Consider the following 22,259-nt stretch of genomic DNA (forward strand, 5'->3'; position numbering starts at 1 on the left):
ATGCTGGGCGCACATTTAAAGGCAGGCTGGAAATAAATCCAGCCTGCCTCTGTAATTTTCCTAAAAATTTTCTTGTTATTCTTCAGGATTCTCTTCAGTTTTAGTTTTAGTTTCTGTATCTTCAGAAGCGTCTGTATCCTGAGCCGTCTCATCAGAAGTCTCTGAGGATTCAGCTGCTTGCGCCTGCTCATCTGATTCTTCCTTTTCTTCTGGCTCTCCGCTCTCAAGAACTGGTTCCTCATCGCTGAGATCAAGCTCTCCATTGAATGCCTTGAGATAGTTCTTGGCATCGAGAGTCTCATACTTGAGAAGTGCTTTTGCTACAAGGTGAAGCTTTTCAATGTTTTCCTCAAGCAACTTCATTGTAGTATCATAAGCCTCGTCTACGAGCATCTTGATTTCTTCATCTATTATCGAAGCTACCTCTTCTGAGTAGTTTCTCTTTGTCGCAAAGTCTTTGCCAAGGAATACCTCTTCGGAAGGATCTACGAATGCCATGGCTCCGAGCCTGTCGCTCATCGCATATTTTGTTACCATTCCTCTTGCTATCTGAGCTACTCTTTCAAGGTCATTGCTCGCGCCTGTTGATATATCTCCAAGTACAAGCTTTTCTGCAACCCTTCCTCCAAGAAGATGTACCATGTGCTCCTTGAGCTCAGTCTTTGTCATGTAGTACTTGTCTTCTTCCGGAAGTATCATCGTGAATCCTCCGGCTCTTCCTCTAGGCACTATAGTAACCTGGTGGACCGGATCTGTATATGGAAGCATTGTAGCGACTACCGCGTGGCCTGCCTCGTGATAAGCCGTCAGCCTTCTTTCCTTCTCGCTGATTACTCTTGAAGTCTTTGCAACTCCTGCGATTACCTTCGTGATTGCTTCTTCTATCGTCTGATTGTTTATCTTGTGCTTCTTTTTCCTTACTGTAAGCAGCGCAGCCTCGTTCATGAGGTTTTCAAGGTCAGCCGGCGTAAACCCTGGCGTTCCTTTTGCGACATGCTTTAGGTCAACGTCTTCAGCAAGAGGCTTGTTCTTTGAGTGTACCTTCAGTATGGCTTCTCTTCCTTTTACGTCCGGTGCCCCAACCATTACCTGCCTGTCGAATCTTCCCGGTCTCAGAAGCGCCGGGTCCAGTATATCAGGCCTGTTGGTCGCTGCCATAATGATTATTCCTTCATTCAGTCCGAATCCGTCCATTTCTACGAGCAGCTGATTAAGCGTCTGCTCTCTCTCGTCGTGTCCGCCTCCGAGTCCTGCTCCTCTTCGCCTTCCGACTGCATCTATCTCGTCTATGAATATTATGCTCGGCGCAGTTTTCTTTGCCTGCTCGAAAAGGTCTCTTACTCTAGATGCTCCTACTCCTACGAACATCTCTACGAAGTCAGATCCTGATATCGAATAAAAAGGCACTCCGGCTTCTCCGGCAACTGCCTTGCTCAGATAAGTCTTACCTGTTCCCGGAGGTCCCACAAGGAGAACTCCTTTTGGTATTCTTGCACCAAGCTCGATATATTTCTGTGGCCTTTTGAGGAAGTCCACTATTTCTTCAAGTTCTTCTTTTTCTTCATCCAGTCCCGCTACATCCTTGAAGGATATCTTCGGGGTTCCTTCTTCCTTGTGAACCTTGGCCTTTGATTTTCCAAAGCCCATCACCTTGGAGCCTCCGCCCTGTGACTGCTGCATGAACATATACCATACGCCCACCATTACAAGCAGCATCAGCAGCGTAGGAAGCATGCTGATTACCCATGACGGCTGTGGAGGATCCTGTCCTGTTACCTTCAGGGCTCCCGTCTCTGTCTGAGCAAGAATGATTTCTGTGAGCTTGTCATTGTTAATGGCATAAGGTATGAGTGTGCTGAATTCTGCATTATCCTTCTTCAGCTTTCCTGTAACCTTGTTTTCCATTATTGTGAGTTCAGTTATCTGCTCGCTCTGAAGCTTTGTGTAAAACTCAGAGAACGACAGCTGCTGAACTTCCTGTGCCGGGCTTCCCAGGAGATTTATCATTGATACTATTAAGACGAATAACAGTATATAGAACGTCGCCCCTTTAAATAATTTTTTCAAATTCCTGCTCCTCCTTGTGGATCATTGATTTTAATGTTCTTGATGCTGATTCTCACAACGTCCTTCGTAGAATCCGAGATCTTTGCCTCATCGCTCATGCAGTAGCCTGCAAGCCAGAGGATCTTCTCTTCATCGCATATCACTGGTACGCTGTTTCTTTTTTCAAGAGGAACCTTGCTGTCAATGAGTATATCCTTGACCTTCTTTGTCCCGCCGAGTCCAAGAGGCTTTATCTTGTCTCCGTTTCTTCGGTTTCTTATTGTAAGCTTTCCTGATATTTTTTCAACATCAAATGATTTTGTACAGTTTCCTGTGGAAAACAGCTTGGATTTCTCCTTGGAAATTTTCTGCGCCTCCACTTTTATACCCAGTTCTTCTATAATTATCGAGCTGTTTATTGGAATCTCAATCTCGTATTCAATAAGCTCTGTCTTTATCTCGTTTCTCGTAATATAAAGATAGCTTGCCTTTCTGTCTGCGATTATGCCTTTTGGGAGATTTATCCTCGCTTCCTTCCTCGAACTCTGTATGAGATCGAGTATGTCATCGAGGTGGACTGTCTCCAGTCCGTTATAGCTTCCCTCTATCTGCCTGTATGCGTTTCTCAGTATCCGCTTTGTAATGGATATGTCCTCTGATTCAATCAGATCTAGGTCTATCCTCACTGTGTCTCTGTCAATTACAGAAGAGACTCTTTCGTATATCTCATCGGCTGTGCTTTCTATATACTGGCTGTCCTCCCTGAGGCTGTTTGCCATTCTTGAGAGTATCTCCTTTATGTTCGATGCGTACTCCTTTTCGATATAAGGCAGCAGGTGTATCCTGATCTTGTTTCTCGTGTATTCATCTTCGAGGTTGGTATGGTCTATCCTCGGCTCAAGCTGGTTGTCTTTGCAGTATTTCTCTATGTCAGCCTTCAGCACGTCCATCAGCGGGCGTATTATGCCGTCCGGCCTTCTGTAGTCCATTCCCTTGAGTCCGTTTAGACCCGTACCTCTCATTATTCTCATCATTACCGTCTCAGCCTGATCGTCCAGGTTGTGGGCAACGGCTATCTTGTCAGAGCCGGTTTCCTTCTTGAGCTGGAAAAGCATCTCATATCTGAGGATCCTCGCTGCTTCTTCCATTGTGAGCTTTTTTTCTTTTGCATAGGATGGAACATCCACGGATTTTAGAAAGCATCTTATTCCCAGCGAATCGCACAGCTCCATTGAATAAAGCGCATCCCTGTGAGCTGCCAGGCCTCTTATCTGGTGATTGAAGTGTGCAGCATATATGGTAAATCCGTATTCTTTGCTTATCTTGCTGAGTATGTGTATAAGGCATACCGAATCCGGTCCTCCGGATAGCGCCACTATAACCCTGTCGCCCTTTTCTATCAGACCTTCACGTCTTACAGTTTCTATGACCTTGTTCTCTACCACCAGGTTCCATCTCCTTTTCGAGTTACTTTAGATCACTTCGATCTTCATAACGTTTTTCCCCTGAAACAGTCCCTTGAGAGATATGCTGTACTCTACTTCAAGATCAAGGTTGAATGGTTCGTCCTGCTGACTGAAGGAAATGCGGTTTGTCAGTATCTCCAGAGGAATGTTTCCCATCGGAGTAGTCATCAGGCTCTCGAATCTTCTGTCCTTTTCAAAAACCATTTCAGAATCATGCTTGCCTATTCGCTTGAGCTCAACCTTGCTGCCTGTCATCTTGATCTTTGTAGTAGTATCCTCAAGGCCCGAAAGCTCGCTCTCTTCGTAAATCAGGTAGTGACTGCTGTTCTTTTTGAAGTATTTCGCCTCTGTCGTGAGTTCAATGACATCTGACATCTTTGTCGCATTATCATATTGAACTGTTTTTATTTTAATTACAATTTCTTTCAAATTTTTCACCTGTTTTCAATTATTCAAATATATCATATCAAAAAAATGCCTTTTTATCAACAATAATCAATATTTTTGTATCTCGACCACGGAAATGTTGTCGAATGGTTTCTGTATGAAATTCTGACCTATGTTCATGAATCTCTCTGGCATGTCGGATACAAAATATCTGTACTCAGGCCTGTCTGTCTGATGGTTTATCAGATCCTTTTCTTCAAGCAGCTTCTTGAGATCAAGCGCAGTCTCTTCTGCGGGATTTACAAGCTTTATACGGTTTCCCGTGATCTTCTTTATAGTGCCTGCAAGTATTGGATAGTGGGTGCATCCAAGTACCAGGGTATCTATGTCGGTCCCGTTGAATGCGCTGAGGTACTCTTTCGCAGTAAGAAGAGCAACCTCAGTATCTGCCCAGCCCTCTTCCACTATCGGTACAAAAAGCGAGCATGGCTTTGCGTATACCTCTATGCTGCTTACAATTCTGTGTATTTCCATCTCATAGGCCTTTGAAAACACTGTGCCTTCAGTCCCTATGACGCCTATCTTGTTGTTTCTAGTGCTTATTACGGCTCTTTTTGCGCCAGGCTTTATCACCCCTATTATAGGGATATTGTATCTTTCCTGCGCTTTTTCGAGGCTTCTTGCACTTGCTGTGTTGCATGCTATGACTATTGCCTTTATGTCATTTTCCAGAAGGAAATTTATTGACTGAAAAGTATATTTTGTTACTGTCTCAGAAGACCTTGTTCCATATGGAACCCTTGCCGTGTCTCCGAAGTATACTATGTTCTCATTAGGGAGAACCTTGGATATCTCTTTGAGCACCGTAAGGCCCCCAAGCCCGGAATCAAATACTCCTATAGCTTTATTTCTCATGTCCTGCATTCATTTTCTCCCTTACTGTCTGTCCCTGAATGAAAGCTCTATCAGCCTTGTTATCAGCTCTTTGTATGGAATGCCGTCATAAGCCATGAGTTTTGGGTACATGCTGATCTTAGTGAATCCTGGCATAGTGTTTATCTCGTTGAGTATTATGCTTCCATCCTTCTTGTCTATGAAAAAGTCCACTCTGGAAAGACCTCTGCATCCCAGAGCCCTGTACGCTGCCTCTGCGGTGCTTCTTATTTCCTTTGCCTGAGCCTCAGTTATCTCAGCTGGTATCTGAAGAGTCGAGGTGCTCTTTATATATTTTGTTTCATAGTCATAAAAATCATCGTTTACTATGATCTCTCCCGGCGTGGACACCGATATCTCATCGTCATTCCCGAGTACGGAGACTTCGATTTCTCTGGCGTCGACCCCTTCTTCTACCAGGACCTTGGAATCATACCTGAGCGCCACTTCGATTGCAGATTCGAGCTCGCTTTCATTCTTAACCTTGGTTATCCCCACGCTGGAGCCCATGTTTGCGGGTTTTACGAACAGCGGATAGCTGAAGCCTTCAAGATCGTCCTTCACGCTCTTCATGTCATGGTTCTTTCTTACTACGCTGTAACTGCTCTGCTTTACGCCTGCAGCATTCAGCAGCTGCTTGGTGTAGATCTTGTCCATGCAGAGCGCAGAGCTCATCATTCCGCAGCCTACATAAGGTATTCCTGAGTAGTCAAGTATCCCCTGGAGCCTTCCATCCTCGCCGTATGGTCCGTGAAGCACAGGGAATATGCAGTCGAGCTCTACAGACATCTCCGGTCCGTATATTCCTGCAGGATTGTCGTTGCCAAGTATATCCACCCGGTTTTCTGATACTGCGCTTTCCCATGTGCAGTCCAGCATCATGTCAGGACTTCCAGTAAAATGCCTGAACTTGCCTTCTTTAGTTATTCCTATTAGATAGACCTCGTATTTTTCTCTGTCGATGTTGCTGTATATAGAATTTGCAGATATGCATGACACTTCATGCTCTGCGGATTTTCCGCCAAATAATATTCCTATTTTCATATTTTCACCTGTTTCCTGTGAGTTAGATTATTTTGCCTCATCTATCAAAATCGATTCCCTGACCGTCCTTGTGATGTAGACATCCCTGTAGATTTCTGAGAAATAAGCATGCGCCTTTTTCAGGTCTTCTGCATCCTCAAATATTCCAAACACCGTGGATCCGCTCCCGGTCATCATCGCCTTCGGACATCTGAAGTCTGAGTACAGCTTTGATATTATGTTTTTCATCTCGGGTACGAACGCGAGGCTCGTCTCATAAAGCGCATTTCCCATATTGGCATATATACCCTGCCTGTCATTTTCATTTATCGCCTTTACAAGCTTTTCGTTATCAGGATTTCCGGAAATACTGTCCAGATTAAGCCTCCTGAACACCTGAGAAGTAGATATCCCCCAGTCAGGCTTTACTATGAGAAGGTTGAGGTCAAGATCTCTCAGCTGAGTGAACTTTTCTCCTATCCCTTCTGCCAGCCTTGTACCTCCTGCGAGGCAGAATGGCACATCTGCTCCAAGCTCAAGTCCGAGTTCCATGAGCCTGTTCATGCTGAGCGGCTCCTGGTTCATGTAATTCAGTCCGGAGAGCACCGCGGCAGCATCTGCACTGCCTCCTCCCATTCCGGCTCCTGAAGGTATGTTTTTTTCGATGAATATATCATATCCCCTGCCGGACCTGATTTCCCTGAGAAATCTTACCGCCGCCCTGAAACCTATGTTTCTTGCGTCAAAAGGAATCCTGTCAGTGTTTCCTGCTATGTTTATCCTTCCGGTCCTGTTTTCTGATATCTTTATCCTGTCACTTATATCTACTGTCTGCATAACCATGGACAGAAGATGATAGCCGTCTGAGCGCTTTCCCTTTACTTCAAGCGAAAGATTTATCTTTGCTCTGGCCGTGATATTTATGCTGTTCATATGCTTCCTCTTTCAAATTTCTATTAGATATTCTATTATACTATTACTTCACTCATTTTTCTATAGATTAATATCATTAAACGTAAAAAATCACTATCCAGTGTAATAACCTGAATAGTGACTGTATCTAATCTCTGATCAATTTAATCTGTACGTTTGACGTCAGTATGTCTGAATAACTGTATGATACCCTGCTGATGACTTCATCATCAATGCCGTATCTTACTATGAATATGCTGGGATAAGTAGCTTCGAGTAAGCCAGATCTTGTAACTATCTTCTTTCTTCCTTTGTTAGCCTTTACGACTATCTTTTTACCTACGTATTTGCCTATCCCTTTTTTTATGTCCTCTGTAGTAAGTGCCTTATTCATTTTACACCCCCTCAATGTTCTATGTTTATATTACCATAATACGGGGTATATGTCAAGACATAAATTTTTATTTTATATCAATTTCAACTATATGTCAATACTTATTTCCAGCATTTGCATTTTTATTTCCAGGACCAGAAATTTTCACAAAAAAACTGCCCTTATCTGCAAAGGGCAGTTCCATTATCTGAAACTATATGTCAGTATTATTTGTTTCTGCTTTTCGCTCTCATGTTCTTATCAAGAATCTTCTTTCTGATTCTTATTGATTTTGGAGTGATCTCTACAAGCTCATCATCCTCAATGAACTCTATCGTCTCCTCAAGCGACATCCTCTTAGGAGGAGAAAGCTTAAGCGACTCATCAGAGCCAGATGCTCTCATGTTTGTAGCCTGTTTTCTCTTGCATATATTTACATCTATGTCTCCGGCCTTTGCATTCTGGCCTACTATCATTCCCTGGTATACTTCCTGTCCTGCGTCGATAAACAGGATTCCTCTGTCCTGAGCATTGAAAAGACCGTAAGCCACTGCTGTTCCTGTTTCCCAGGCAACAAGTGATCCTATGTTTCTCGTGATTATATCACCTTTATAAGGCTCATAGTTTTCAAACAGGGTATTCAGTATTCCATTTCCCTTTGTGTCAGTCATGAATTCTGATCTGTATCCTATAAGACCTCTTGTCGGTATAAGGAATTCAAGTCTTACGTAAATTCCTTTTGACTGAGTCATGTTGACCATTTCGCCTTTTCTTGATCCCAGTTTTTCCATTACCGGTCCCATGAAGTCATTTGGCACGTCGATAATAACTCTCTCTATCGGCTCAAGAAGGTTTCCTTTTTCGTCTCTCTTGAACAGAACTTCCGGCTTTGAAACCTGGAACTCATAGCCTTCTCTTCTCATTGTTTCCATAAGAATCGTAAGGTGAAGCTCCCCTCTTCCGGATACTTTGAACGTATCTGCTGTATCCGTTTCTTCAACCCTCAGCGCAACGTTAGTCTTAAGCTCCTTCATAAGCCTGTCTCTAAGCTGCCTTGAAGTTACGAATTTTCCTTCTCTTCCTGCAAAAGGACTGTCATTTATACTGAATGTCATTGCTATAGTAGGCTCAGATATCTTTACGAAAGGAAGCGCCTCTTTTGTGTTGATGTCTGTAATAGTATCGCCTATATTGATATTTTCTATACCCGCTATCGCGATTATGTTTCCTACATCAGCAGATTCAACCTCTACCCTGTTAAGCCCTATATAGTCATAGACCTTGCCGATTCTTGCCTTGTATCCTATTTCAGGATCAGCGTAGTTTACGACATACATTTCATTTCCAGTCTTGATGGTTCCTCTTTGAACCTTTCCAACTCCGATTCTTCCTACATACTCGTTGTAATCTATAGTCGATATCAGTATCTGTGGAGTTCCTTCAAGATCTCCTACAGGTGCCGGTATATGCTCCACTATCTTTTCAAAAAGGTCATGCATGTTATCTTTGAGCTGATCTGGCTCAATTCCTGCTTTTCCTGCTCTTGCAGATGCGAATATAAACGGAGAATCAAGCTGGATCTCATTTGCGTCAAGCTCCATGAAAAGCTCGAGAACCTCATCCACAACCTCCATAGGTCTTGATTCAGGTCTGTCAACCTTGTTTACGCATATAATTGCAGGCAGCTCAAGTTCAAGTGCCTTTTTAAGAACGAACTTAGTCTGAGGCATAGGTCCTTCAAAAGCGTCAACTACAAGCACAACCCCGTCAACCATCTTGAGAATACGTTCAACTTCTCCTCCAAAATCGGCATGGCCCGGAGTATCTACGATGTTGATCTTCGTATCTCCATACATTACCGCTGTGTTCTTGGAAAGAATCGTTATTCCTCTCTCTCTCTCAAGATCATTTGAATCCATTACTCTCTCATTCACTTCCTGGTTCTGTCTGAAAATATTGCTCTGCTTCAGAAGAGAATCTACAAGAGTTGTCTTACCGTGGTCAACGTGCGCTATAATAGCAACGTTTCTGATATCATTTCTACTACTCAAAGTTACACATCCTTTTTTAAATTTAAAATATATATTTACAAATTTTGTCATTCTAATTTGCTATAACTTATGTATTATACCACAACTGTATCCATATTACTAATCTTTTTTTAATATATGCCCATTTATTCACTTGAACTATCTGCTATTTCCAAAATAATTTAACTTTAGCTATGGAAAAAGTCACTGTTATTTGGTAACATATATATAGTGACACAATCATGTCACCGGCATTAATGGATATTGGCCACAGAAACAGCTGGATACAGCCTGTATCTGCCTTTATTTAATAAAAACCCAAGGAGAATAAAATGGAAAACAAAGTATTAGCTAAAGTTGGAAATTACGAGGTTACGGAAGCGGAGCTTTCTTTCATGCTCAAGAGCCTGAATCCTCAGGTTGCATCTCAGTTCATAGGACCAGAAGGAGAACAGAGACTTCTTGAAGAAATAATAAATCAAAAGCTTCTTCTTTGCGAAGCTGTAGAAAACAAATTTGAAGAAAATGATGATTTTGCAGAAGAATTTGCAAAGCTTAAGGAAAACTTCATTTCTCAGTATTCAGTAAGAAAGATACTTGAGTCAGTTTCTGTTTCAGACGGAGAGGCTGAAGAATTCTACAAGGCAAACCCAAATCTTTTTGTCACACCAGCTCAGATAAGAGCAAGCCACATACTTGTAGCAGAGGAAGAAAAAGCAGCTGAGCTTTATGCAAAGATACAGTCAGGCGAGAGCTTTGAAGAGCTTGCAATAGACAACTCAACATGCCCTTCAGGTGTTAACGGAGGAGACCTTAACTTCTTCAGCAAGGGACAGATGGTTCCTGAGTTCGAAGAAGCTGCATATGCACTTGAGGTAGGCCAGGTTTCAGAGCCTGTGAAGACTCAGTTCGGATACCACATAATAAAGCTTACAGAAAAGAAGGAAGATCAGCAGCATTCTTTCGAAGAAGTTCTTCCAAACATAATACAGAACCTTACAGCTCAGAAGCAGAATGAAGCTTACTTCACTCATATAGATGAGCTCAGAACAAAATACGCTGTAGAGAAAATGTAATAACCAGCACAATAAAAGCGAAACCTTTAAAAGCATGGCCCGGAGAAACCTGGCTATGCTTTTTTATTCTGTATTGATTTATTTTTGGAGCTGTGATAATATGTATTAGTCACAGGAATACATATGTGTTTCCATTGCGGACATATTATTCCAAATCAGATCAGAGGTGCAGATTATGAGCTTAATAGTACAGAAATTCGGCGGCAGCTCCGTCGCCGACAGAGACAGGATTTTTAACGTTGCAGGCATTGCAACCAGAACTTTTTCAGATGGAAACGACGTAATAGTCGTAGTTTCAGCGCAGGGCGACACAACCGACGAGCTGCTGGCCAAAGCTTCCGAAATAAACAGAAACCCTACCACGCGCGAGATGGACATGCTGCTGTCAACAGGCGAACAGATTTCCATATCCCTGCTTGCCATGGCGATACAGTCGCTTGGATTTCCAGTCGTCTCACTGACGGGCTGGCAGATGGGCCTGAGGACAGACTCAAATCATTCTTCGGCAAGAATAAAAAGCCTTACAAATACGAGAATTCAGGAAGAGCTTTCAAATAGAAAAATAGTTATAGTCGCCGGATTCCAGGGTATAAACAAATCGTATGACATAACTACGCTCGGAAGAGGAGGCAGCGACACTACCGCAGTAGCTCTCGCAGCTCAGCTTCGTGCGGACCTTTGCCAGATATACACAGATGTAGACGGGGTATATACGGCAGATCCACGAAAGATAAAGAACGCAAAAAAGCTCGATCATATTTCATATGACGAAATGCTGGAGCTCGCAACAATGGGAGCCCAGGTACTTCACAACCGCTCAGTTGAGCTTGCAAAAAGATATAATGTCAACCTGGAGGTCTTATCAAGCTTTTCAGGACAGCCAGGGACAATAGTAAAGGAGAATGACCAGATGGAAAAGATGTTGGTAAGAGGAATAGCAAAAGATGATGATGTTGCAGTAATAGAGCTTATAGATGTCAGAGACATCCCAGGCATAGCATTCAAGGTTTTTTCTCTGATCGCAAACAAGAAGATAAGCGTGGATATGATACTTCAGTCGACAGGAAGAAACGGAAACCGTGACATCAGCTTTACCATAGCAAAGGGAAATGTCGATGCTGCCGTCAAGGCTCTTGATGAGCTCAAGCCGGTTCTGGGCTTCAGCGAGGTCTCCGTAAATGAAGATGTAGCCAAGATTTCACTGGTAGGCACAGGTATGATAAACAACGCAGGCATAGCAGCCGGAATGTTTGAGGCGCTTTCAAACTCTGACATAAACATCCAGATGATATCCTCATCCGAAATAAAGATATCGGTGCTTATTGACAAGAAGGATGCCGACAGGGCAATACAGGCAATCCATGACCAGTTTTTTGATTAGAAGACACCATACTTACCCTATAATGCAGAAAAGAGATGCAGTGGCCAAAACCGGCTCACAGTCATCTCTTTTCTGTTTATTCTATCGTCCTTATGCTCCTGAACACATAAAGCACTATGTCCGGCCTGTATTCGAGCGCGTACTCCTCCGCGGTGCCGTCCTTGTAGTATCTCATGTCCAGCATCCTGGTCTCCGATGCCATCAGGGACATGAATGCAGAAAACGGAATCCCGAAGGAATCTTTTACGATAAGCAGCTTCAGGTCATTTTCCGCCGCTTTGTTGTTTATTATGACCTCCGGATAGTCAGCCCCGAAATACGAAACATATCTGTTGGTGAATATGTCCTTGTCCTCAAGTATGTCTCTTCTTATCACAGCCTGAGAAAAATCCCCTTCAAAAGTGTCGACAGAGTCCTTCTTCTTTACAGTGACCTCATAATCCGTATCAAAGTCAGGAGTTACGAGAGTAAAGTCATCGGTTCCCGCAAAATATCTGCCTACTCGCCTTCCCTGAGATCCCAGAAAGCTGTCCTCATAAGTTTCGGATCTGTAATTGCCAAAATCCGTATAAAATCCTTCAGGGTCCATATCCCTGCCAAACAGAGTCTTGATCTTTTCAGCCGTTCTTCCCGCTCCCCAGAAGGCTGTCTCTATCCTCCAGTGATGGTCAGTGTCATAGAACAGGGTCCCTTTGTCAATACGATCATCATCCAGCAGGTTTCGAAGGTCAAACACGTTTACTCCCGATTCCCTGAGCCTCGCTACGATCTTGTCCGAATTCTCATTGGAATAGTCCGTAAGAGATGGATCTATCTTTGTGAATCCCTTTATATATTTTATCGGCGTCTGGACATACAGAAAATCGATTCCGTTTTTTTTGAGGGTCTCGTTCATGGCTGCTATCTCATCCACAGCAGCGGAGTTGTCCTCCCTGAAGGACAGAAAGTGAAGCTTTCCCGAATCATCCTTTATTATGTTGTAGGAGCTGTCCGCATCAAGTATATACCTTCTGCCTGCAGCCTTTTCCACAAGTCCGTATATATCTATGAAGCTGTTCTGGCCAAACAGGTTTGAGGAGAATCCATTTTCCGCCCCTCTCACCACGCCTTTCATGATATCATTCATCCCCGAGCCGGCAGATACAGTGTCTCTGACAGCTATATAGGTGTCCTTCGCGACACTTACGCTGTTAACCGTCAGAGTAAGCAGGCCCGTAATTCCAATAAATGCAAAGAACGCTGTCACAGCTGCTTTTTTGAGTGAAAGTTTCATAAGTGCTCCTCGCTAAAAATTAAAGTAAATGAACGGATTGTAGGTTCCCTTTATGAGATATGAAGCTGAAATCAGAAACAGAACAGCCAGTGCCGATATGAATGACAGCTCAATTGCGGCGCAGCATATCCTGTCTGATTTCCTGCGGTCATAAAAAGCCTTTGCCCTGGATATGAGAGGAAAGCACGCGATGATGCCCGCTATATATGCAAACCTGTAGTCCTGAAGATAAAGAACTGCAATAGGCTCTGTCGCAGCTCCTGAACCCATTCCCAGCATAGACCTTATATAGTCGATCGCCTCCGTTATGCCTGCCGATCTGAACAGCACCCAGCCGAATATAACTATGGTCATCGTATATATATGTCCCATGAGCCTGCTTTTCTCAAGCATCCTGTCCAGCCCTGTGAATTTTTCAAGGATTATAAGGACTCCAAAATATATCCCCCAGACTATGAAGGTCCAGTTTGCTCCATGCCATATTCCGGTGCACAGCCACACAATGGCTATATTTCTCAGCTGCATCAGCTTTCCTGCGCGGCTTCCTCCAAGCGGGATGTAAACATAGTCCCTGAACCAGCTCCCAAGCGAGATATGCCACCTCCTCCAGAAGTCGGATACAGATTTTGCCATGTATGGATGCCTGAAATTCTCAGGAAAATGGAATCCAAAAAGCTTGCCAAGCCCTATGGCCATGTCTGAATACCCCGAGAAATCAAAGTATATCTGAAGCGTATATGCAATCGCTCCCATCCACGCGAGCGTTACAGAAACAGAATCAGCCGGAAAGCTGTAGGCCTTGTCAGCTATAAGCGCGAACTGATTTGCAAGTATCACCTTTTTCGCGATACCCAGTATGAACCTTGACGTCCCCTGTACAAAATCATCCTCAGTGGCGTTTCTTTCTCTGAGCTCCTTTGCTATGGTCTCATATCTCACTATCGGCCCTGCTATAAGCTGAGGGAAGAAGGATATGTAAAGCCCGACGTCAAGAGGGTTTTTAAAGGCTTCAGCCTTCTTTCTGTGCACGTCTATCACGTAGGATATCCCCTGGAACGTGAAAAACGATATACCTATCGGAAGCGCTATCTCCGGTACGCTAAGGTCAAGCGAAAGCAGCGAATTTATGTTCTGAGTTATAAATCCCGCGTATTTGAAGACCGCCAGCAGAGCGAGATTGAATACAAGCATGAGCACGAGCATCAGCCTGGTCCTGCCCCTGTCCTGATAAGACTCTATTTTGAGCGCAAAAAAGTAGTTTGCCGCTATGCAGAGCGCCATTATGAACACGAACAGCGGCTCGCCCCAGGCATAGAACACGAGGCTGAATGCAAGAAGCAGCCTGTTTCTTTTTGAATGCTCAGTTACGAAGCGATAGTACAGAAGCAGCAAAAGCGGAAGAAAAAAGAATAAGAAAAATGTGCTCGAAAAAAGCATCGTCTACTCCTCTCAGTGTCTAAAGAGTCTGTTAAAATCTAAAGCAGGTTCCTGAATACCTCACCTATTTTCCGGTCTATCACAAGAGAAGCCCTGCAGCTCCTGCTCGTTGCACCTTTGTTTATAAGTACGAGGTCCTTTCCACTGAAATAATCCACGAGTCCTGCGGCAGGATAAACTCCCAGAGATGTGCCTCCAATTATCAGCATTTCCGCCTGCGATATATATCTTATGGCTTTCTCGATAGTGTCGTTGTCGAGCCCCTCCTGATACAGAACCACATCCGGCTTTATTATACCTCCGCATTCACATCTCGGAATATCCCTGCTATTCATTATATATTCAAGGTCGTAAAAGCGCGAGCATTTCATGCAGTAATTTCTGTGTACAGAGCCGTGCAGCTCAAGGACATTTCTGCTTCCTGATTTCTGATGCAGGCTGTCTATGTTCTGCGTGATTACCGCCCTTACCTTTCCCTTTTTCTCAAGCTCAGAAAGTGCCCTGTGTGCGTCATTTGGCTCTGCATCAGGAAAAAGCATCTTCTCCCTGTAAAACCTGTAGAACTGAGATGTGTTTTTCATGAAGAAATCATGAGACAGTATCTTCTCCGGAGGATAATCGTATTTCTGGCTGTAAAGTCCGTCCACGCTCCTGAAATCCGGTATCCCGCTTTCTGTTGATACTCCGGCGCCTCCGAAAAACACTATGTTGTCGCACCTCGATACAAGCTCCTTTAATCTTTCAACTGATTCATCCAAAACAATCCCTCCTCGCTCTTAATTATAAAAAAGTCACAGCTTCGTTTTGAAGTGTGACTGCTTTACGTATTTATATACAATGATGATTAAAGCGCTTTCTTTGCTGTTTCAACTAGCTGAGCGAATCCCTCAGGGTCGTGGATAGCCATTTCAGAAAGCATCTTTCTGTTTATAGTTATGTTTGACTTCCTAAGTCCATTCATGAATTTTGAATAGCTTAGTCCGTGCATTCTTGTTCCTGCGTTTATTCTTGCGATCCAAAGTTGTCTGAAATCTCTCTTCTTAAGCTTTCTTCCTTTGTATGCATGAGCCAGCGCCTTCATTACGAATTCGTTAGCTGGTCTGTAAAGTTTGCTTCTTGCTCCTCTGAAACCTTTTGCAAGCTTCAGTACTTTTTTATGCTTCTTACGAGCGTTCATTGCTCTTTTAACTCTTGCCATTTAATCTATACCTCCTCTGTTTATATATATGGTAGTAATCTTGCGATTCTTGACTGATCGCCTTTTGACATTATAGCTGATTTTCTAAGATTTCTCTTAGTATTCGCACTCTTCTTTGTTAAGATATGTCTTTTGTAAGCTTTTGATCTCTTAAGTTTTCCGCTTCCTGTAGCTCTAAATCTCTTTGCAGCTCCACGGTGAGTTTTCATTTTTGGCATAATTGTATCCTCCTCGCTTAAATTTTCTTTGGTTCTATCATCAGTACCAAGCTGTTTCCTTCCATCTTTGGCTCCTTGTCAGGAGTTCCGGCTTCTTCAATCAGCTCGATAAATTTATTAATAACTTGATATCCTATTTCTTTGTGTCCAAGCTCACGGCCTCTGAATCTTACAGCAACCTTTACTTTATCACCAGCTTCCAAGAATTTACAAGTCATTTTCGCTTTAGTTTTAAGGTCGTTCATCTCAATCACTGGTCTAAGTCTGATTTCTTTAACTATAACTACTTTCTGTTTCTTCTTTGATTCTTTGTCTTTTTTTGCTGCCTCGTACTTGAATTTACCAAAGTCCATTATCTTGCATACCGGTGGTACGGCATTTGGCGATATTTTTACAAGGTCAAGATTTTTCTGACTAGCCATTAATTGAGCGTCCTTGGTAGATACTACTCCAAGCTGCAGCCCATTCTCGTCGATAAGTCTTACTTCCTTATCACGAATTTGCTCATTAAGTTGTTGTTCTTTAATGATTGTTCACCTCCATATTTCTCATGCTCAGCTTTATCATCTATTATATAATCAAAAAAGGGCGAATAGCATATACTATCCGCCCAAAATTATAATCTTAAATACTGCTCTGTTTTAAAATTAATTTTGTAAACCTTATGAACTCGAAGTAATAAGGTGAGAAGCGGTCTTCTGCTTAATCAACATTTGTTATTATACACGCATTATCCATATATGTCAAGATGTGATCTAGAATATTTTCTTTCCATGTGATCTAGAATATTTTCTTTCCACGGTAATAATACGCATATACTTTTTCAAAATCCTGATCTGCAAATATCTTCTGAGCCACTAGATTGTCCTCCTGAACATCGGCTATCACGACTTTTATACCTTTTGAGAGACCCTTGCAGAGCATGCCCTTGAGCAGCTTCTTTCCATAGTCCAGGTTTCTGTATTTAGGAGAGACGAACAGGTCATTTATTATCATGTATTCATCGATAAAAGTGACATATCCCATCGCAATGACTCTTTCTCTGTCGACAATAGCAAAGAACATGTTCTCAAGCATGCTTTTCTGTATATTGTCCTCAAAGAACGACCTCTGCCTTGGATGCATTTCGGTAAGGTGCTGATAGTCGCTCAGCCACTCATCGTTGAGCCCGGTATCTACGAATATACCCTGCTCTATGAAGTTTGCAAATGCAAACAGCTCCTTCTCCCTGTTTTCAAGATTGAGTGCAAGCACGAGTCCGGGATTTGATATCTCAAATCCGCCTCTTACCATCTCCATCTCGAGATGCTCAAACTCCTTTGAGAATACTACTCTGTAATAAGGATTTATATCGTGCTTTGACAGCTTTCGCATATGCCTGTCCATTATGGATGCTATCTCATCCTTAGCAGGAGGGATCAGCATGTTTATGGTGCATACGTTCGACGTGTTGAAATATCTGATCAGGAAACCATTATCTATCGTTATTCCAGATGACGGACTGGAATTCATCAAAAGCTCTTCTATTCTTTGTATCATCGGATCAGCGCCCTTCTAATATATTTTAGGACATTATAACACAAAATTTAATTAAATTCTATCCTTTGCTTCTGCAACGAGCTTTTCAACAAATTCCTCAACGCTCAGTGAGCCAAGTTCTCCGCCGTCTCTTGATCTTACAGATACATTTCCTTCGTTTGCTTCCTTTTCTCCTACGATGATCATATATGGCACTTTTTCAAGCTGAGCCTCTCTGATCTTGTAGCCTATTTTTTCTGCCCTGTCATCTATTGCCACTCTTATGCCGGCGTCAAACAGTTTCTTGTAAAGATCATCTGCGTAGTCCATGAACTTGTCGGATATAGGAAGTATCTTTGCCTGAACCGGAGAAAGCCATACAGGGAATTTTCCTGCGTAATGCTCTATCAGTATGCCTATGAATCTCTCGATGCTTCCAAATGCAACCCTGTGGATCATTATAGGTCTGTGCTTCTCACCGTCTTTTCCTGTGTAAGTCAGGTCAAACCTCTGTGGAAGCTGATAGTCAAGCTGTATTGTTCCGCACTGCCATGTTCTTCCTATGCAGTCTCTCAGATGGAAGTCTATCTTTGGTCCGTAGAATGCTCCGTCTCCCTCATTCAGCCTGTAATCGAGTCCAAGCTCCTCAAGCGCCGCCTTGAGCGCTGCCTCTGCCTCGTCCCACATAGATATCTCTCCAAGGAAGCTCTCAGGCCTTGTTGAAAGCTCTACGTGATAAGAGAACCCGAACTGCTTGTATACCTTGTCGATCAGCATCGCCACGCCCTTGATCTCATCCTTTATCTGCTCAGGAAGCATGAATATATGCGCATCATCCTGAGTGAAGGCTCTTACTCTCATAAGGCCGTGAAGCGCTCCTGAAAGCTCATGTCTGTGAACTCTTCCTACCTCGCCCATTCTTATAGGGAAATCTCTGTAGGATCTCATCTTAGTCTTGTAAGTGAGCATTCCTCCCGGACAGTTCATAGGCTTTATTGCAAAATCCTCTTCATCTATCTGAACTGTGTACATGTTTTCCTTGTAGTGGAACCAGTGTCCCGAAGTCTCCCAGAGATGTCTGCTCAGAATTATAGGAGTTTCTATCTCTACATAGCCCGCCTCTCTGTGAACCTCTCTCCAGTACTTCATAAGCTCATTCTTGAGCACAGTTCCGTTTGGAAGGAAGAACGGGAATCCAGGTCCGTCCTCAAGTATAGTGAAAAGGTCAAGCTCTTTTCCAAGCTTTCTGTGATCTCTCTTCTTCGCTTCTTCTATCATCTCCAGATACTCATCCAGAAGCTTCTTCTTTTCAAAAGATATTCCGTATACTCTCTGAAGCATCTTGTTGCTCTGATCTGCTCTCCAGTATGCTCCCGCTACGCTTGTAAGCTTGAAAGCCTTTACCTTCTTAGTGTTTGAAAGGTGAGGTCCTGCGCACAGGTCGACAAAGTCTCCCTGTCTGTAGAATGAGAGTCTCTGGCCTTCCTTTGAAAGATCGTGTATGAGCTCTATCTTGTAATCTTCGTTTCTTTCCTTCATAAGCGCTACTGCTGCTTCTTCATCAAGCTCAAATCTTTCTATTTCAAGCTCGTCCTTTACTATCTTTTTCATCTCAGCCTCGATTTTTTCAAGGTCTTCCGGAGTGAGTCTGTAGTCAAGGTCTATGTCATAATAGAACCCATTTTCCACAGCCGGGCCAGTCCCAAGCTTTGCCTCAGGGAAAAGATTTTTGATAGCATGGGCCATTATGTGAGTAGAAGTATGCCAGAATATGTCCTTTCCGTCAGCGTCCTCAAACTTTAGGAACTCTATCTTTGAGTCTTCTTCTATCTGATGACCTGTCCCTACCACGGCTCCATTTAATTTTGCTCCTGTTATCGCTCTTGCAAGTCCATCGCTTATTGAGTTTGCTACGTCAAGCACGCTTGCGCCCTGCTCGAATTCTCTTACCGAACCGTCTTTTAACTGTACTTTAATCATGTTATCCTCCATTTCAGAATCCTGGTATTAAAAAATCCCATGAGCATAAAAGCTCATGGGACGTATATACGTGGTTCCACCCAAGTTTGTTCTCTTTCGGCTGTATCGGGCCTCCCGCTCACTGTTAGTGAGTGCTCAAAGGTGGTTTTCATAGCTTTCTTTACCGGAAACTTTCAGCTCAGGGTTTCCTCTCTGCAGATAAATCACAGCTATTACTCGTCTTTTCAACGCATTTCTTATATCTTATCAATTATTATATTATTACAGAATATTTTTGTCAACACTAATTACCAGAAAAGCTGCATCACGACAGCCTGGAAAAGCCCTATAGCCGCTCCGAGGACTCCCCCGAGGACTTCTATATGCTTCAGCTCTGATTTTGCGACGCTGAGGATTATCTCCTCTATCTTTTCAAGCTCGAACTGGTTAATCTTCTCTTCGACCATCTCTCCTATGTTGACATTCTCTCCTGCCTTTTTTACAAGCTCGCCTGACTTTTCATCTATGAATACCGCGATTTCTCTGTCTACGACGTCTCCAAGCATCCCCATGGCCATCATCTTGAGCCCTGAGGGAAGTATGGACATCTTGTCATCTATCACGCTTGCTATCTTGCCTTTTATCTCAGCTGTCATCCAGGCTCTGTTTTCATCCGTAAGGAGTCTTTCGCCTATCTCATCCATAGAGATGAGCTCATTGTGGACCGTCTGTCCGATGTTTCTTGCTATGTCTAATCTTCTTTTTGGTATGAGCCCTATGATATGAAAATTTGTCAGTGGGACTCTCACTGGCAGAAGCGGCCTGAACAGAAGCTTTATAGCTATGACATTAGTCATCCAGCCTATAAGGCCACCAACCGCCATCATGAACATTATCTTTAAAAACAACTGCATTTATTCACCCTTCTTTGTTGATTCAAGTATATTTCTCAGTACTTTATTTATGAATTTAAAAGCCTTTTCCTCAGAGAACAGCTTTGCAAGCTCTACCGCCTCGTTTATGGATACAGCCTCCGGAACATCGTCAAAATAGAGCATCTCCGTAGTCGCAATCCTTATTATGTTCAGGTCTATCTTTCCGAGTCTCTCAATCTTCCATTTCTGAAGATTTCCAGAAATCGCAGAATTCACATGTTCTTTGTTTTCAAAATAAGCCTCGAGTATCCTCACAGCGAATTTGAGGTTTTCGCTGTCCAGCTCATATTTATCGAGGTACTCCTTTATATATGCAGCTTCATCTTCTTTCTGCACGGACATTTCATACAAAAGCTCTACGGCTTTCTGACGTTCTTCTCTTCTTCCCATATTTTCTCCAATTATTCTGATACAGCTTTGTGCTTCTCAGGTTTTTCTGACTTTATAACTACTCCATGAACATGAACGTTTACTTCGTTTACTTCTCGCTCTGTCATTGATTCTATAGCGTTTTTGACGTTTTCCTGTACTTTTTTTGCAACCTCAGGGATTATCCTTCCATATTCCACATCTATTATGATGGTCACGGATATCTTTTCTTCTTCAAGGACTACAGATACTCCCTTGTTGAATTTCTTGCCCCTGAATATCTCAAGCAGCGCATCTGCGATTCCGCTGTATACGCCTGCAACACCTTCTATTTCATTAGCCGCTATATTTGATATAGTCACGATAACATCTTCTGATATATTTACATTTCCCATTTCATTCATATCCTGACCTCCTGATTTTGTATACGATTCATACATATCATTATATCAAATTTTATCTGAAGTAGCAAAATATTTTTAAAGCTGCTCTATGTGAGCCTTCAGCTCCTCGATGTAATTTGATTCCTTGAATCTCCTTGCCTGAAGTATCGCATTAGTGATCGCTATGGCTCTTGAGTTTCCGTGTGCCTTGAGCACTACGCCGTCGACTCCAAGAAAAGGCGCTCCTCCTATGGCATCAGCGCTGAAGCCGTCCTTGAGGGCCTTCATGTCGCTTTTTATCATCGCTCCGGCTATCTTGCCCTTTGTCGATGACATCAGTGCATCCTTCATCATTTTCATTATGGTCGAGGCTACTCCCTCAGTAGTCTTGAGGACCACATTGCCCGTAAAGCCGTCTGTGACTGCAACATCGACGGTTCCTGCCGGCATGTCCCTTCCTTCTATGTTTCCGTAGAAATTGATCTGGTCGCTGCCTTTCATTAGCGCAAATGCCTCCTTGGTGAGGTCATTGCCCTTGCCTTCTTCAGTTCCGTTGTTAAGCAGGCCGACCGACGGATTTTTGATCCCGAGCACTTTTTCCGCATAAAGCGAGCCCATTACTCCAAACTCGAGTATGTTCCTTGCCTTGCAGTCCGCGTTCGCTCCGATGTCAAGAAGGACTGTATAGCCTTTTGGATTCGGGAAGAATCCTGTGAGAGCCGGCCTGTCGATCCCCTTTATCCTGCCCACGATGAAAAGGCCTCCTACAAGTATTGCCCCGGTGCTTCCTGCGCTGAGGAAAGCATCTGCCTGCTTGTCCTTGACCAGCTTCATCGCAACCACAAGCGAAGAATCCTTCTTTGATTTTACGGCCTTTGTAGGCACGTCATCAAACTCGATTACCTCCGTAGCATTCACGACCTCTATGCCCGATCTGTCTTTTGTCTTTTCATCTATGATCTTGTTTATCTCATCTTCTTTTCCAACAAGGACTACAGTTATGTCCGGATTGCCCTTCACGGCATCAAGCGCTCCGACAACTATCTCGTATGGTGCATTATCTCCACCCATAGCATCTACAGCTATTCTCATCGTATTCCTCCCGCATAATAAAAAAGCATGTAGTGTCCACCTACATGCCAGTAAAACTTACTTCTCTATTACTTCTCTGCCTTTATAAAATCCACATTCAGGACAAACCTTATGTGATAATTTTAATTCGTTACACTGTGGGCATTTTACTAAACCGTTTGCAGTTAGCTGCATGTTAGCTGCTCTTCTTGAACGAGTTGCAGACTTTGCTGTTTTTCTCTTTGGTACTGCCATTTATGTCCACCTCCTT

The 22,259-nt window shown here is 43.1% G+C and carries 23 protein-coding genes and 2 other annotated features; of the genes, 2 read left to right on the forward strand and 21 right to left on the reverse strand.

The window, feature by feature from the left end:
* Nucleotides 1–75: 75 nt before the first annotated feature.
* The 8 genes from ftsH to typA form a co-directional block, all read right to left on the reverse strand.
* Nucleotides 76–2,067 carry an ATP-dependent zinc metalloprotease FtsH gene (gene ftsH / locus AC4PGZ_RS08595; RefSeq protein WP_492158229.1) on the reverse strand — a complete coding sequence of 664 codons (1,992 nt, stop codon included), beginning with the start codon at nt 2,065–2,067 and terminating at the stop codon, nt 76–78.
* Nucleotides 2,064–3,491, reverse strand: a complete 1,428-nt coding sequence (gene tilS / locus AC4PGZ_RS08600; RefSeq protein WP_492158230.1) for a tRNA lysidine(34) synthetase TilS — start codon at nt 3,489–3,491, stop codon at nt 2,064–2,066. Before tilS ends, ftsH begins: the two co-directional genes overlap by 4 nt.
* A gap of 27 nt (nt 3,492–3,518) precedes the next feature.
* Entirely contained in the window at nt 3,519–3,941 is a 423-nt protein-coding gene (locus AC4PGZ_RS08605; protein ID WP_492158231.1) for a YwiB family protein, read from the reverse strand.
* A 66-nt stretch (nt 3,942–4,007) separates the two neighbouring features.
* On the reverse strand, nt 4,008–4,823 hold the full coding sequence (gene murI / locus AC4PGZ_RS08610; protein WP_492158232.1) for a glutamate racemase: 816 nt from the start codon (nt 4,821–4,823) through the stop codon (nt 4,008–4,010).
* Nucleotides 4,824–4,835: 12 nt separating this feature from the next.
* Nucleotides 4,836–5,876, reverse strand: coding sequence for a D-alanine--D-alanine ligase family protein (locus AC4PGZ_RS08615; protein ID WP_492158233.1), 1,041 nt, complete (start codon nt 5,874–5,876; stop codon nt 4,836–4,838).
* Nucleotides 5,877–5,903: 27 nt separating this feature from the next.
* Entirely contained in the window at nt 5,904–6,788 is an 885-nt protein-coding gene (gene ispE, locus AC4PGZ_RS08620) for a 4-(cytidine 5'-diphospho)-2-C-methyl-D-erythritol kinase (protein WP_492158234.1), read from the reverse strand.
* 127 nt (nt 6,789–6,915) lie between these two features.
* Complete coding sequence (locus AC4PGZ_RS08625; RefSeq protein ID WP_492158235.1) at nt 6,916–7,161, reverse strand: Veg family protein; 246 nt, start codon at nt 7,159–7,161, stop codon at nt 6,916–6,918.
* A gap of 206 nt (nt 7,162–7,367) precedes the next feature.
* The gene (typA, locus tag AC4PGZ_RS08630) at nt 7,368–9,191 is read right to left on the reverse strand and encodes a translational GTPase TypA (protein WP_492158236.1); all 1,824 of its coding nucleotides are present in this window, start codon (nt 9,189–9,191) and stop codon (nt 7,368–7,370) included.
* A gap of 311 nt (nt 9,192–9,502) precedes the next feature.
* Between typA and AC4PGZ_RS08635 the strand changes: the two genes are divergently transcribed.
* Together AC4PGZ_RS08635 and AC4PGZ_RS08640 are read left to right on the forward strand one after the other, a co-directional pair.
* Nucleotides 9,503–10,246, forward strand: coding sequence for a peptidylprolyl isomerase (locus AC4PGZ_RS08635; protein WP_492158237.1), 744 nt, complete (start codon nt 9,503–9,505; stop codon nt 10,244–10,246).
* Nucleotides 10,247–10,421: 175 nt separating this feature from the next.
* Nucleotides 10,422–11,627: an aspartate kinase gene (locus AC4PGZ_RS08640; RefSeq protein ID WP_492158238.1), complete on the forward strand. Its 1,206-nt coding sequence runs from the start codon at nt 10,422–10,424 to the stop codon at nt 11,625–11,627.
* A gap of 76 nt (nt 11,628–11,703) precedes the next feature.
* Here the strand turns inward: AC4PGZ_RS08640 and AC4PGZ_RS08645 are convergent, their stop codons facing one another.
* From AC4PGZ_RS08645 to rpmF, 13 genes are all read right to left on the reverse strand, one after another.
* Nucleotides 11,704–12,900, reverse strand: coding sequence for an alginate O-acetyltransferase AlgX-related protein (locus tag AC4PGZ_RS08645; protein ID WP_492158239.1), 1,197 nt, complete (start codon nt 12,898–12,900; stop codon nt 11,704–11,706).
* A 12-nt stretch (nt 12,901–12,912) separates the two neighbouring features.
* Entirely contained in the window at nt 12,913–14,337 is a 1,425-nt protein-coding gene (locus AC4PGZ_RS08650) for an MBOAT family O-acyltransferase (RefSeq protein WP_492158240.1), read from the reverse strand.
* A gap of 38 nt (nt 14,338–14,375) precedes the next feature.
* On the reverse strand, nt 14,376–15,095 hold the full coding sequence (locus tag AC4PGZ_RS08655) for an NAD-dependent protein deacylase (protein ID WP_492158241.1): 720 nt from the start codon (nt 15,093–15,095) through the stop codon (nt 14,376–14,378).
* A gap of 86 nt (nt 15,096–15,181) precedes the next feature.
* Entirely contained in the window at nt 15,182–15,535 is a 354-nt protein-coding gene (gene rplT, locus AC4PGZ_RS08660) for a 50S ribosomal protein L20 (RefSeq protein WP_492158242.1), read from the reverse strand.
* A gap of 20 nt (nt 15,536–15,555) precedes the next feature.
* On the reverse strand, nt 15,556–15,753 hold the full coding sequence (gene rpmI / locus AC4PGZ_RS08665) for a 50S ribosomal protein L35 (protein WP_492158243.1): 198 nt from the start codon (nt 15,751–15,753) through the stop codon (nt 15,556–15,558).
* A 17-nt stretch (nt 15,754–15,770) separates the two neighbouring features.
* Nucleotides 15,771–16,283, reverse strand: a complete 513-nt coding sequence (gene infC / locus AC4PGZ_RS08670) for a translation initiation factor IF-3 (RefSeq protein ID WP_492160261.1) — start codon at nt 16,281–16,283, stop codon at nt 15,771–15,773.
* Between the two features lie 44 nt (nt 16,284–16,327).
* Nucleotides 16,328–16,463 (reverse strand) — a sequence feature (ribosomal protein L20 leader region).
* Between the two features lie 70 nt (nt 16,464–16,533).
* Entirely contained in the window at nt 16,534–17,292 is a 759-nt protein-coding gene (locus AC4PGZ_RS08675) for a GNAT family N-acetyltransferase (protein WP_492158244.1), read from the reverse strand.
* Nucleotides 17,293–17,343: 51 nt separating this feature from the next.
* A complete protein-coding gene (gene thrS / locus AC4PGZ_RS08680; RefSeq protein ID WP_492158245.1) occupies nt 17,344–19,251 on the reverse strand; it encodes a threonine--tRNA ligase in 1,908 nt (635 codons plus the stop codon).
* Nucleotides 19,252–19,304: 53 nt separating this feature from the next.
* Nucleotides 19,305–19,488: a binding site (T-box leader), on the reverse strand.
* Between the two features lie 50 nt (nt 19,489–19,538).
* Nucleotides 19,539–20,144, reverse strand: a complete 606-nt coding sequence (locus AC4PGZ_RS08685; protein WP_492158246.1) for a DUF445 domain-containing protein — start codon at nt 20,142–20,144, stop codon at nt 19,539–19,541.
* Entirely contained in the window at nt 20,145–20,555 is a 411-nt protein-coding gene (gene nusB / locus AC4PGZ_RS08690; RefSeq protein WP_492158247.1) for a transcription antitermination factor NusB, read from the reverse strand.
* An 11-nt stretch (nt 20,556–20,566) separates the two neighbouring features.
* A complete protein-coding gene (locus AC4PGZ_RS08695; protein ID WP_492158248.1) occupies nt 20,567–20,938 on the reverse strand; it encodes an Asp23/Gls24 family envelope stress response protein in 372 nt (123 codons plus the stop codon).
* 75 nt (nt 20,939–21,013) lie between these two features.
* The gene (gene plsX / locus AC4PGZ_RS08700; protein WP_492158249.1) at nt 21,014–22,009 is read right to left on the reverse strand and encodes a phosphate acyltransferase PlsX; all 996 of its coding nucleotides are present in this window, start codon (nt 22,007–22,009) and stop codon (nt 21,014–21,016) included.
* Nucleotides 22,010–22,066: 57 nt separating this feature from the next.
* On the reverse strand, nt 22,067–22,243 hold the full coding sequence (rpmF, locus tag AC4PGZ_RS08705; RefSeq protein ID WP_492158250.1) for a 50S ribosomal protein L32: 177 nt from the start codon (nt 22,241–22,243) through the stop codon (nt 22,067–22,069).
* Nucleotides 22,244–22,259: the final 16 nt, after the last annotated feature.

Source organism: Proteocatella sp. QWL-06 (assembly GCF_058684135.1).